The following is a 12,208-nucleotide window of genomic DNA, read 5'->3' as shown; positions in this document are numbered from 1 at the left end:
GGCCTCAGAGGACCCGCTCCAGCCAGCCAAAGCGGTCCTCTACCCGGCCGGTCTGGATGCCGGTCAGCTGGTCGCGCAGCCAGTTGGTCACCTCGCCGTTGGTCTCGGCCGCGGCCGGGATCTCCTCGTGGGCGGAGCGCAGGCGCCCCATCGGGCTGATGACCGCGGCGGTGCCGCAGGCGAAGATCTCGCTGATCCGGTCCTCCGCGATGCCCTCGCGCCACTCGTCGAGGGTGATGCGCCGCTCCTGGACGGTCATCCCCCGCTCCCGGGCCAGCTCGATCACCGAGTCGCGGGTGACCCCCTCCAGGATCGTCCCGGTCAGCTCGGGGGTCACGAGCGTGTTGTCACGGTAGACGAAGAACACGTTCATGCCGCCGAGCTCCTCGATCGCGTGGCCGCGGTGGGGGTCGGTGAAGATGACCTGCTTGCAGCCCTGGGCCTCGCCCTCGAGCTGCGGGAGCAGGCTCGCCGCGTAGTTGCCGCCGCACTTGGCGTTGCCGGTGCCGCCCTCCCCCGCGCGGGAGTAGGTCTCGGAGAGCCAGATGTCGACCGGCTCCGGGGTCCCGAAGTAGTTCCCGGCCGGGGAGGCGATGATTTCGAAGAGCGCCTCGCGGGTGGGCCGCACGCCGAGGAACTTCTCGGTCGCGATCATGAACGGCCGCAGGTACAGCGAGGTTCCCTCACCCTCGGGGATCCAGTGCGCGTCCTGGCGCACGAGCGCCTTGACGGCCTCGACGAACATCCCGTCCGGCAGCTGCGGCAGCGCCAGGCGCCGGGCCGAGCGGTTCAGCCGCTCCGCGTTGCGCTCGGGCCGGAAGAGCCAGACCGAGCCGTCCGCGTGCCGGTACGCCTTGAGCCCCTCGAAGACCTCCTGCCCGTAGTGCAGGACGGCGGTCGCCGGGTCCAGGGTGAGCGGCGCGTAGGGCTCGACCCGCGCGTCGTGCCAGGTGCCGCCCGTCGAGTAGTCCCCGTCCCATTCGACCTTGGCGACGTGGTCGGTGGTGTAGTTGCCGAAGCCGGGGTCCGCGAGGATCTCGGCCCGGCGGTCCGGGTGCAGGGGCTGGGCGGTGGCGGTGACGGTGAACTCCGGGGTGTTCAACTCGGGATCCCTTCGAGACGGGGGTGTGTGAGACGTGCGGCGCGGGCGGTCAGCCCAGTTCCGCGAGGATCGCCTCGCCGACCTGGTGGGTCGTGCGGGGGGCGGTCCCCTTGCCGGCCATGTCGCGCTCGACGGCGGCCTCGACGTCGAGCGCGGCGGCCTCGTGGCCGAGGTGGCGCAGCAGCAGGGCCGACGCCAGGACGGCGGCCGTGGGGTCGGCGACGCCGCGCCCGGCGATGTCCGGGGCCGAGCCGTGGACGGGCTCGAACATCGACGGCGCGGTGCCCTCGGCGTTGATGTTCCCGCAGGCCGCGTAGCCGATGCCGCCGGTGATGGCGCCCGCCTGGTCGGTCAGGATGTCGCCGAAGAGGTTGTCGGTCACGATCACATCGAAACGAGCCGGGTCCGTGGTCATGAAGATGGTGGCCGCGTCCACGTGCAGGTAATCGGTGCTGACCTCAGGATACTCCCCCGCGATCCGGTCGAAGGTCCGCGCGTACAGCCCGCCGGCGTTGACCAGAACGTTGTTCTTGTGGATCAGGGTGAGCTTGCGCCGCGGGCGGGACTGGGCCTTCTCGAACGCGAAGCGGACGAGGCGCTCGACGCCGTGCGCTGTGTTGATCGACACCTCGGTCGCGATCTCTTGGGGCGTGTCCTTGCGGATGACGCCGCCGTTGCCGACGTACGGCCCCTCGGTGCCCTCGCGCACGACGACGAAGTCGATCTCGCCGGGCTCGCTCAGCGGCGAGACCGCGCCCGGGAAGAGGCGCGAGGGCCGCAGGTTGATGAAGTGGTCGAACGCGAAGCGCAGGCGCAGCAGGATCTCCCGCTCGATGAGCCCCGAGGGCACCTCGGCCGACTTGGGGTCCGCCCCGACGGCGCCGAACAGGATCGCGTCGTGGCCCCGCAGCCGGGTCATCGTCTCCTCGGAGAGGGTCTCCCCCGTCTCGAGCCAGGCCTCCGCGCCGAGGCGGTACTCGGTGGGGGCCACCTCCAGGCCGGCGTTGCCCGCCGCCCGCGTAAGGACCTTGAGGGCCTGCTCGACCACCTCGGGGCCGATGCCGTCGCCGGGGATGACCGCGAGGTCGATGGTGCCGTGTCGCTGAGAGTCGTTCATGAGTACAAACTAGCCGCCCGTGCCGTCGACGACCACATGGCGGAACCGTGTCTCAGGATGCGACCCTCCCGGCGGCGCCTACCCCTCCGCCGGCGCCTCGTACCGCGGGAAGACGCCCTCGGGCTTCGGCAGGGCCGTGCCCGGCTCGATCCGCTGGCCCAGCGCCGCGAAGAGCCGCGCCTCGCCCTCGGGCTGCCCCAGCTGCTCGAGCAGGCGCCCCATCGAGTCCGGCATGACCGGCTGGACCAGGATCGCGACGACGCGCAGCACCTCGAGCGTCACGAACAGCACCGTGGCCATGCGCTCCGGGTCGGTCTTGCGCAGCTTCCACGGCTCCTGGGCCGTGAAGTAGCGGTTGGCCTCCCCCACGACCCGCCAGATGCGCTCCAGCGCGCGGTGGAAGTCGAGGCGGTCGACGTCCTCCAGGACGGGGCCGCGCAGGCCGCGGGCGGCGTCGAGCATGGCCCGGTCCTCGGGGGTCAGCTCGCCCGGCGTCGGGACCTGCGCCCCGCAGTTCTTGGCGACCATGGACAGCGAGCGCTGGGCCAGGTTGCCCAGGTCGTTGGCGAGGTCCGAGTTGATGCGGGAGACGATCGCGGCGGCGCTGTAGGAGCCGTCCTGGCCGAAGGTCACCTCGCGCAGGAGGAAGAAGCGCAGGGGGTCGACGCCGAAGCTGTCCACCAGCTGCGCCGGGTCCAGCACGTTGCCCACGGACTTGGACATCTTGGCCCCGTCCACGAGCAGGAACCCGTGGGCGAAGACCTTCCGCGGCAGCTCGAGCCCGGCGGACCACAGGAAGGCGGGCCAGTAGACCGTGTGGAAGCGGGTGATGTCCTTGCCGATGACGTGGACGTCGGCGGGCCAGAACTTCCGGAACAGCTCGTTCGAGGAGTCGGGGAAGCCGAGGCCGGTCAGGTAGTTGGCGAGGGCGTCGACCCACACGTACATGATGTGCTTCTCGTTGCCCGGGACCGGGATGCCCCAGTCGAAGGTCGTGCGCGAGATCGAGAGGTCCCGCAGCCCGGAGCCCACGAACGCGGCGACCTCGTTGCTGCGGTACTCGGGGCGGGCGAACTCGCCGCGGTAGAGCTCCAGGAGCCGGTCCTGGTACTTCGAGAGCCGGAAGAAGTAGGACTCCTCCTCGGTCCACTGGACCTCGGTGTCGGAGGGGATCGCGTAGCGCACGCCGTCGCGCAGCTCGGTCTCGTCCTCGGCGTAGAAGGCCTCGTCGCGCACCGAGTACCAGCCGGCGTACTTGTCCAGGTAGATGTCCCCGCTGGCCTCCATGCGGCGCCAGATCTCCTGACAGGCGGCGACGTGGTCCGGGTCCGTGGTGCGGATGAACCGGTCGTAGCTGATGCCCAGCTGGTCGTCCATGGCCTGGATCTTGGCGCTGTTGCGGTCCGCGAGCTCCTTCGGGCTCACGCCGAGCTTCTCCGCCGAGGTCTGCATCTTCTGGCCGTGCTCGTCGGTGCCGGTCATGAAGCGCACGTCGTAGCCGTCGAGGCGCTTGTAGCGGGCCATGACGTCCGTGGCGATGTGCTCGTAGGCGTGGCCGATGTGCGGGTCCCCGTTGGGGTAGACGATCGCGGTGGTGATGTAGAAGGGCTCGGCGGCGGTGGAAGTCATGGCTCCTACTCTAGGGGAGGTCGGCGGAGGGGCGGGACGGCGGCGCCCGGCGGGCGGGTGGCGGTGCCCGGGGACGGGCCGGCCGGGCGGCGATGCCCGGGGACGGATCGAGCGGACGGCGGTGCCCGGCAAACGGGCCGGGCACACGCCGAGCGGCGCCCGGGGCCTCGTGGCGAGACCCCGGGCGCCGCGGCGGTCGGTCCTAGTCCTCGAGGGAGACGTAGGCGGCCCGGTGGGCCGAGACCGTGTTCTTGATCGAGGCGACCATCTCCTGGTTGACCGCCGAGTCGAGCGCCAGCACGCACAGCGCGCGGCCCTCGCCCTCGGCCCGGGAGACCTGCATGCCCGCGATGTTGATGCTGGCCGTGCCCAGCAGCGTGCCCAGCGCGGCGATGACGCCCGGGCGGTCGCTGTAGTCCAGCAGCAGCATGTGGTCGGTCAGCCCGACCTCGACGTCAAAGGCGTCGACGCCGGTCAGCTTCTCCACGAGCTTGGGCCCGGTCACGGTGCCCGAGACGGCCACGCGGGTGCCGTCGGTCAGGATCGCGGTCAGCGTCGTCTCGTTGCGGAAGCCCTCGACCTCCTCGGTCGTGACCAGGGAGGTCTCGACGCCGCGCTGCTCGGCGATCATCGGGGCGTTGACGTAGGAGACCTTCTCGGAGACGACGTCGGTGAACACCCCCTTGAGCGCGGCGAGGCGCAGCGAGGAGACGTCCTTGCCCGCGATCTCGCCGGCGATCCTGACCTCGACCTGGCTGAGCGGCGAGTCGTGCGTCAGCGCGGTGAGCACGCGGCCCAGCTTCTCGGCGAGCGGGACGCCGGGGCGGACGTCGGAGTCGATCGGGCCGCCGGCGACGTTCACGGCGTCGGGGACCAGCTCGCCCTCGAGGGCCAGCTTGACCGAGCGGGCCACGGAGACCCCGGCCTTCTCCTGGGCCTCGGCGGTCGAGGCGCCCAGGTGCGGGGTGGTGACCACGTTGTCCATGCCGACGAAGGGCACGTCCTCGGCGGGCTCCTTGACGTACACGTCGATCGCGGCGCCTGCGATCTCGCCGGCCTTGAGCGCCTCGGCGAGGTCCGCCTCGTCGATCAGGCCGCCGCGGGCGACGTTGATGACGCTCGCGGTGGGCTTCATGAGGCGGAAGGCCGCGGCGTCGATCATGCCGACCGTCTCCGGGGTCTTGGGCATGTGGATGGTGATGACGTCGGACTCGCGGTACAGGGTCTCGAGGTCCACCAGCTGCGCGCCGAGGCCGGCGGCGCGGGTCCCGGTGACGAAGGGGTCGTAGGCGAGGATCTCGGTGCCGAAGGCGCGCAGCCGCTCGGCGACCAGCCCGCCGATGCGGCCCAGCCCGATGATGCCGACCTTCTTCTCGTACAGCTCGGAGCCGGTGAACTGGGAGCGCTTCCACTGGCCCTCGCGCATCGAGGAGTCGGCGGCGGAGATGTTGCGGGCGAGCCCGAGGATGTGGCCCACGGTGAGCTCGGCGGCGGAGATCACGTTGGAGGTCGGGGCGTTGACGACCATGACGCCCGCGGCCGTGGCGGCCTTGATGTCCACGTTGTCCAGGCCGACGCCGGCCCGGGCGATGACCTTCAGGCGCTGCGCGGCGGCGATGGCCTCGGCGTCGACCTGGGTGGCGGAGCGGATCATGATGGCGTCGACGTCGGCGATGTCCTGGAGCAGGCGGGAGCGGTCGGCGCCGTCGGTGCTGCGGATCTCGAATTCGGCGCCCAGGGCGTCGATGGTGGCCGGCGAGAGCTCTTCGGCGAGGAGGACTACGGGCTTCACAGTCACGGTGGGGTTTTCCTTAGGGGTGAGGTACCTGGTGATGGGTGAAAGACGTGGTGGGGGTGGTGGGGTGCTGCTGGCGGGCGCGGTCCGGCCGGCTGGGCCGCCGGGACCTCGCGCGGGCGGACCGCCCAACGGCGTCCGGCCATCCGGAAGGGTCTCCCCTCCCGGATGGCCGGTCGTCATCGAGTCGTCATCCGAGGCGTGCGCTCAGGCGGTTCAGCGGGCTGCCGAGCCGTCGGTGTAGTCGGCGTCGGAGTCCTTCCAGGAGAACAGCTTGCGCAGCTCCCGGCCGGTCTTCTCGATCGGGTGCGACTCGCCCTTCTCGCGCAGCTTCTTGAACTCGGGGGCACCGGCCGCCTGGTCGTCCATGAAGCGCTTCGCGAAGGTGCCGTCCTGGATGTCGGACAGCACGGCCTGCATGTTCTCCTTGACGCTCGGGTCGATGACCCGGGGGCCGGAGACGTAGTCGCCGTACTCGGCGGTGTCGGAGATCGACCAGCGCTGCTTGGCGATGCCGCCCTCCCACATCAGGTCGACGATCAGCTTGAGCTCGTGGAGCACCTCGAAGTAGGCGATCTCGGGCTGGTAGCCGGCCTCGGTCAGGGTCTCGAAGCCGTACTGGACCAGCTGGGAGACGCCGCCGCACAGCACGGCCTGCTCGCCGAAGAGGTCCGACTCGGTCTCCTCGGTGAAGGTGGTCTTGATGACGCCGGCGCGGGTCGCGCCGAGGCCCTTGGCGTAGGCCAGGGCGACGTCGAGCGCGTGGCCGGTCTCGTCCTTCTCGACGGCGACGAGGGCGGGCACGGCGCGGCCGGCCTCGAACTCGCGGCGCACGGTGTGGCCCGGGCCCTTGGGGGCGACCATGGCGACGTCGACGCCGGCGGGGGCCTCGATGTAGCCGAAGCGGATGTTGAAGCCGTGGGCGAAGAACAGGGCGTTGCCCGGCTCGAGGTTCGGCTCGATGGACTCCTTGTAGATCTGCGCCTGGACCTGGTCCGGGGTCAGGATCATCACGATGTCGGCTTCCTTGACCGCATCGGCGACCGACAGGACCCGCAGGCCCTGCGCCTCGGCCTTGGCCTTCGAGGACGAGCCCTCGGCCAGGCCGATGCGTACGTCGACGCCGGAGTCCCGCAGGTTCAGGGCGTGGGCGTGGCCCTGCGACCCGTAGCCGATGATGGCCACGGAGCGATCCTGGATGTTGGCGAGATTCGCGTCGTCGTCGTAAAAGATTTCAGCCATGAGAATGTGTTCTCCTCAGTCGTTGTCTCCGCGGGGCGTGGCGCCCCGCGGCGATGGGGGTGGTGGGCGGAGCCGACCGCAGTTCTACAGCCTACCGGCCGGCGTCCGCCGCGATGTTCAGGTCCGCTCTAGTGTCGGAGGACCTTCTCGCTCATGGAGCGGGGGCCGCGGGCCAGACCCAGGGTTCCGGATCGGGCGATCTCCTTGACCCCGAAGGGCTCGAGGACGTCCAGGAGCGCGGACAGCTTGTCCGGGGCTCCCGTGGCCTCGATCACGACGGACTCGGTGGAGACGTCGACGATCTGGGCGCGGAAGAGATCGGCGGCCTGGGTCACCTGGAGCCGGGTTGCGGCGTCGGCGCGGACCTTGACCATGATGTGCTCGCGCTGCACCGAGGTCTCCGGCGGCAGCTCGACGATCTTCAAGACGTGGATCAGCTTGTTCAGCTGCTTGGTGACCTGCTCGAGGAGCACCCCGTCCGCGTCCACCACGACGGTGATGCGGGAGATGCCGGGGGCCTCGGTCGCGCCGACCGCCAGCGAGTCGATGTTGAACTGGCGGCGGGCGAACAGGCCGGACACGCGGGCGAGCACGCCCGGGGTGTCCTCGACCAGGACGGAGAGTGTGTGACGGGCCATGTGTTAGTCCTCCTGGGTCCAGTCGGGCGTGGTCTCGCGGGCGACCTGGATCGCGTCGTTGGACACGCCCGCGGGCACCATGGGCCAGACCATGGCGTCGGGGCTGACCGTGAAGTCGATCAGCACGGGGCGGTCGTTGATCGCCAGGGCCTGCTGGATCACGGCGTCGACGTCGTCGTCCGACTCGCAGCGGAAGGCCGCGCAGCCGTAGGCCTCGGCCAGCTTGACGAAGTCGGGGACGTGGATCGTGTCGTGCCCGGTGTTCAGGTGCGTGTTCGAGTAGCGGCCCTCGTAGAAGAGGGTCTGCCACTGGCGCACCATGCCCAGCGACGAGTTGTTGATGACCGCGACCTTGATCGGGATGTTGTTGATGACGCAGGTCGCGAGCTCCTGGTTGGTCATCTGGAAGCAGCCGTCGCCGTCGATCGCCCAGACCACGCGGTCCGGCTCGCCCACCTGGGCGCCCATGGCCGCGGGGATCGCGTAGCCCATGGTGCCCAGCCCGGAGGAGTTCAGCCACGCGTGGGGGCGCTCGTACTCCACGAACTGGGCGGCCCACATCTGGTGCTGGCCCACGCCGGAGGCGTAGATCGCCTCGGGCCCGGACAGGGCGCCGATGCGCTGGATGACGTGCTGCGGGGAGCCCAGCCCGTCGTCGGTCGGGACGTAGCCCAGCGGGTACTCGTCCTTGAGCCGGTTCAGCACGGCCCACCAGCCGGTGAGGTCGGCGGGCTCGCTCTCGGCGCGGTGGGCCTTGAGCGCGTCGATCAGCTCGGGGATCACGGTCTTCAGGTCGCCCACGATCGGCACGTCGGCGAAGCGGATCTTGGAGATCTCGGCCGGGTCGATGTCGATGTGGACCACCTTGGCGCCGGGCGCGAAGGACTCGACGACGCCGGTCACCCGGTCGTCGAAGCGTGCCCCGAGCGCGATCAGCAGGTCCGACTGCTGCATCGAGGCCACGGCCGGCACGGTCCCGTGCATGCCGGGCATCCCCAGGTTGCGGGGGTCCGAGTCCGGGAAGGCCCCGCGGGCGGTCAGGGTGGTGACCACGGGGGCGCCGGTCAGCTCGACGAGCTGGGCCAGCTCCTCGCAGGCGTGGGCGCGCAGCGTGCCGCCGCCGACGTACAGGACGGGGCGCTCGGCCTGGTCGATGAGCCGGGCGGCTTCGCGCACCTGCTTGTTGTGGCCCTTGACCACGGGGTGGTAGCCGCGCAGCTTCATCTGCACCGGCCACTCGAAGTCCATGAGCCCCTGCTGGGCGTCCTTGGTGATGTCCACCAGGACCGGCCCCGGGCGGCCCGTCGAGGCGATGTAGAAGGCCTCCGCGATCATCCGCGGGATGTCCTGCGCGCGGGTGGCCATGAAGGAGTGCTTGGTGACCGGCATGGTCATGCCGACGATGTCCGCCTCCTGGAAGGCGTCGGTGCCGAGGACCTTGGAGGAGACCTGGCCGGTGATCGCGACCATGGGGACCGAGTCCATGTGGGCGTCGGCCAGGGGCGTGATGAGGTTGGTCGCACCGGGCCCGCTGGTGGCGATGCAGACGCCGACCCGGCCGGTGGCCATCGCGTAGCCCTGCGCGGCGTGGCCGGCGCCCTGCTCGTGGCGGACCAGGATGTGGTTGATGACGTCGGAGTCAAGCAGCGGGTCGTAGGTGGGGAGGATGGCCCCGCCCGGCAGGCCGAAGACGTCCGTCACCCCGAGCTTCTCCAGGGTGCGGATGACGGCCTGCGAGCCCGTCATGCGCTCGGGCCCCGACTTCGGAGCACTCGCGGCCGCGGCGAGAGTCGCCGGCGTCACTGACGATTCCTTGCTCATGTGATCGTCCTTTGATCGTGTGCGTGGCAGTTCATGCTGACCAGGCTGTGGTGTGGGCCCTGGACGGGTCGCGAGTCGGTGTCCTCGCGTGCTGGCAGTAAAAAACCCCTCCACCAGGGTGTTCGGTGAGGGGTTCGCGCGGTGGACTGGTCGGGTTCTTCAGCCCAGGACTTCCGCGCGACCCGCAATAAGGAGCGAGACGCGTACGTCCTGGAGAACGACCGATCCACGTTGTGCCATGCGATACATCATGTCCCGATCCACAGGTCCGGTCAAACTCGGTCCCAGAATATGAAAGGCGCGGCGTCACCGTGCGACGCGGCGCGACCCGCGCCTGGGGAGCCCCAAGGGGCGCCTACTACACTGGGGCGCATGTCCGACGCCACGGGCCGCCACGCGCCCCTCCCCGAGCGCCTGCATGCGATCTTCGACGAGCAGGTCATGAACTACGGTGCCTACAACCTCCTCTACGCCTCCGGCTCCGCGCAGCACCTCGAGGACTCGGTGGTGCAGCACCAGAGCCCCGACCAGCGCCACTTCATCGTGGGCTACCGCCGCGCCCCGGCCGAACTCGTCCTGGCGCCCTTCGATCCCGCCACGATGACCTCCCAGGGCCTCCCCATGCCCGCGGACAACACCAACACCGTCGCGCTCGAGCTGCTGCCGCCCCGGCGCATCCGGCTCGAGACCACCTCCGGCACGCGCTTCGACCTCGAGGTCTCCCCCCTCGTGGAGATCACGACGCCGTGCGGCCAGGAGATCCTGGAGCAGGAGGACGACGTCGACGACTTCACCGACTTCATCCGGGGCCAGGTGGTCTAGGGCCGCTCCCGGGCGGTCCGGATCCGCTCCCGGCGGTCCGCGTCCACGCCCTGCCGGCGACGCCGCGCGGCCCGGCTCGCCCCGCCCGGAACGCCCGAGGGTCGGGTGCGTCACACCGGCGCGTTCCGGCTTGCACGCCCCCGGGTCCCCGCGTATAGTCTCTTTTCGTTGCAAAACGCGGCGGCGATCTTCTCCGCCCGTTACGGCAGGCGCCTCTAGCTCAATTGGCAGAGCAATTGACTCTTAATCAATGGGTTCTGGGTTCGAGTCCCAGGGGGCGCACGGATGGTCGCCTCGTCGGCCGTTCGTTCACCGTCAGGTGGGCGCCTCTAGCTCAATTGGCAGAGCAATTGACTCTTAATCAATGGGTTCTGGGTTCGAGTCCCAGGGGGCGCACCGAGCGAAGCCCGGTCATGCGAAAAGCGTGGCCGGGCTTCTTCGCGTCCCGGGGAGGTCCGGTGCGGCATGCCGTCCGGCTCGGACGCCGATCCCCGCGTCGCCGTTCCGTCCGCGCCGCCGGAGACGACGACGCGGACGGAGCCGGGCTCAGGCCGAGGCGCTCGAGCTGCTGTTGAGGTCCTCCGCCACGATGCGCGAGTCCTCGGGCAGGTGGGCCATGGTGTCCTGCACGACCTGCAGCGGCATGGTGTCGGTGTTGGACAGGTCCCGGATGACCTGTTCGAGGGCGTTGCGCAGCTCGTCGTGCTCCAGCACACCGGTGCCCGCGAGCTGCTGCTCGATCTGCAGGGCCTCGCCGAGGGCCGCGCGGCCCTTGTCGGTGATGACCATGAGGTAGCTGCGTCGGTCGGCGGTGTTCCGCTCCCGCGCGATGTGCCCGTAGGACTCGAGCCGGGAGAGGGTCTTGCCGATGGTCTGCGCCTGGACCCCGACCTTGTGGGCGACCTGCGCCTGGGTCAGGCTCCCCTCCCGGCTGATCACGTCCAGCGCCATGACGCCGGCATGGGTCAGCCCGAGCGACTGCAGCTCGCGGTTCCAGTTGTACTCAAACATGCGGGCCGCCGTCGACATGAGACGGCTGATCGACCATTCCCGGATTTGTGGCATGCAAGCATCATAGTCTGCCGCCCCCGGCGCTCGCCACGCAGGCGCTCCCCCACCGCCCGCCACGGCGCGTCCGTCAGGCGGTAGGGTCGTGGGGAACCCCTCGCCGAGGGACCCCACCCCAGCCGCACGACGCCCAGGAGACCACCGTGAGTGACACCGCCCGCCTCGCCCCCGGAGACCCCGCGCCCGCCTTCTCCCTGCCCGACGCGGAGGGGCGGACCGTCTCGCTCTCCGACTACGCGGGCGCGCCCGTGATCGTCTACTTCTACCCGAAGGCCTCGACCCCCGGCTGCACGACCCAGGCCTGCGACTTCCGCGACAACCTCGCCGCGCTGCAGTCCCACGGCTACCGCGTCGTCGGCGTCTCCCCCGACGCCGGGAAGGCGCTGGCGACCTTCGCCGAGAAGCAGGAGCTGCCCTTCCCCCTGCTCTCCGACGCCGACCACGCCGTCGCGGAGGCCTACGGGGCGTGGGGCGAGAAGAAGAACTACGGCAAGGTCTACGAGGGGCTGATCCGCTCGACGTTCGTGCTGGACGCCGAGGGCCGCGTCGAGCAGGCCCAGTACAACGTCCGCGCCAAGGGCCACGTGGCCAAGCTGCGTCGGGACCTGGGCCTGGAGGCGCCGGCGGCCGAGGGCTGAGGCCCGGGACCCGCCCGCTCCGGCGGGTCGCTTCGAACGGCCTCACGGAGCGACCCCGCCCAGCGGGCCCCTCCGAGCGGCCACCGCCGAGCAGGCTCCACCTGCGGGCCCCTCCGAACGGCGCAGCCGAGCGGGCCTCATGTAGAATCTCTCAGGCCCCACGGGGCGCGCGCGAGTGGTGGAATTGGCAGACACGCAGGATTTAGGTTCCTGTGCCCGAAAGGCGTGCGGGTTCAAGTCCCGCCTCGCGCACTCAAGCCAACGGGCGAGCTCCTCGCCCGCCCGCCCCGCCGCCGTGGGGCACGCCGGCGCCGCCGCGCCGTCGGCATCAGCGCC

At 70.5% G+C, this 12,208-nt stretch carries 10 protein-coding genes and 3 tRNA genes; 5 read left to right on the top strand and 8 right to left on the bottom strand.

All coding sequences use genetic code 11. The annotated features are described in order from the left end of the window. Positions 1-4 precede the first annotated feature (4 nt). The 7 genes from NBM05_RS09540 to NBM05_RS09510 all read right to left on the bottom strand — a co-directional run bounded on the left by NBM05_RS09540 (position 5) and on the right by NBM05_RS09510 (position 9,344). On the bottom strand, positions 5-1,102 hold the full coding sequence (locus tag NBM05_RS09540; RefSeq protein ID WP_254166804.1) for a branched-chain amino acid aminotransferase: 1,098 nt from the start codon (positions 1,100-1,102) through the stop codon (positions 5-7). Positions 1,103-1,151: 49 nt separating this feature from the next. Beyond that, positions 1,152-2,219 (bottom strand): 3-isopropylmalate dehydrogenase, encoded by a 1,068-nt coding sequence (locus tag NBM05_RS09535; RefSeq protein WP_254166803.1) that lies wholly within the window; start codon positions 2,217-2,219, stop codon positions 1,152-1,154. A 78-nt stretch (positions 2,220-2,297) separates the two neighbouring features. Then, positions 2,298-3,848 (bottom strand): methionine--tRNA ligase, encoded by a 1,551-nt coding sequence (gene metG, locus NBM05_RS09530; RefSeq protein ID WP_254166802.1) that lies wholly within the window; start codon positions 3,846-3,848, stop codon positions 2,298-2,300. A gap of 202 nt (positions 3,849-4,050) precedes the next feature. Beyond that, positions 4,051-5,646 (bottom strand): phosphoglycerate dehydrogenase, encoded by a 1,596-nt coding sequence (gene serA, locus NBM05_RS09525; protein WP_254166801.1) that lies wholly within the window; start codon positions 5,644-5,646, stop codon positions 4,051-4,053. Positions 5,647-5,859: 213 nt separating this feature from the next. Next, positions 5,860-6,885 carry a ketol-acid reductoisomerase gene (gene ilvC / locus NBM05_RS09520; RefSeq protein WP_254166799.1) on the bottom strand — a complete coding sequence of 342 codons (1,026 nt, stop codon included), beginning with the start codon at positions 6,883-6,885 and terminating at the stop codon, positions 5,860-5,862. 128 nt (positions 6,886-7,013) lie between these two features. Then, positions 7,014-7,523, bottom strand: a complete 510-nt coding sequence (gene ilvN / locus NBM05_RS09515; RefSeq protein ID WP_254166797.1) for an acetolactate synthase small subunit — start codon at positions 7,521-7,523, stop codon at positions 7,014-7,016. Between the two features lie 3 nt (positions 7,524-7,526). Beyond that, complete coding sequence (locus NBM05_RS09510; protein WP_254166795.1) at positions 7,527-9,344, bottom strand: acetolactate synthase large subunit; 1,818 nt, start codon at positions 9,342-9,344, stop codon at positions 7,527-7,529. Between the two features lie 372 nt (positions 9,345-9,716). Here NBM05_RS09510 and NBM05_RS09505 point away from each other — a divergent pair, with 372 nt between their 5' ends. From NBM05_RS09505 to NBM05_RS09495, 3 genes are all read left to right on the top strand, one after another. Next, positions 9,717-10,166: a hypothetical protein gene (locus tag NBM05_RS09505; protein WP_254166793.1), complete on the top strand. Its 450-nt coding sequence runs from the start codon at positions 9,717-9,719 to the stop codon at positions 10,164-10,166. A gap of 209 nt (positions 10,167-10,375) precedes the next feature. After that, positions 10,376-10,448 (top strand) — tRNA-Lys (locus NBM05_RS09500). Between the two features lie 41 nt (positions 10,449-10,489). Next, a tRNA-Lys gene (locus tag NBM05_RS09495) sits at positions 10,490-10,562 on the top strand. Between the two features lie 150 nt (positions 10,563-10,712). On the opposite strand, the gene NBM05_RS09490 is transcribed toward NBM05_RS09495, so the two are convergent. Continuing rightward, on the bottom strand, positions 10,713-11,177 hold the full coding sequence (locus NBM05_RS09490; RefSeq protein ID WP_254166792.1) for a MarR family winged helix-turn-helix transcriptional regulator: 465 nt from the start codon (positions 11,175-11,177) through the stop codon (positions 10,713-10,715). 200 nt (positions 11,178-11,377) lie between these two features. Here NBM05_RS09490 and bcp point away from each other — a divergent pair, with 200 nt between their 5' ends. Both bcp and NBM05_RS09480 read left to right on the top strand, forming a co-directional pair. Further along, a complete protein-coding gene (gene bcp, locus NBM05_RS09485; protein ID WP_254166791.1) occupies positions 11,378-11,872 on the top strand; it encodes a thioredoxin-dependent thiol peroxidase in 495 nt (164 codons plus the stop codon). Positions 11,873-12,041: 169 nt separating this feature from the next. Further along, positions 12,042-12,124 (top strand) — tRNA-Leu (locus tag NBM05_RS09480). The last annotated feature ends 84 nt before the right edge of the window (positions 12,125-12,208 follow it).

The sequence above is a fragment of the Rothia santali genome, from assembly GCF_024199905.1.
Classification (GTDB): Bacteria; Actinomycetota; Actinomycetes; order Actinomycetales; family Micrococcaceae; genus Rothia; species Rothia santali.
Note: the sequence above shows the minus strand (reverse complement) of the source record. Positions and strands in the feature narration are given on the sequence as shown.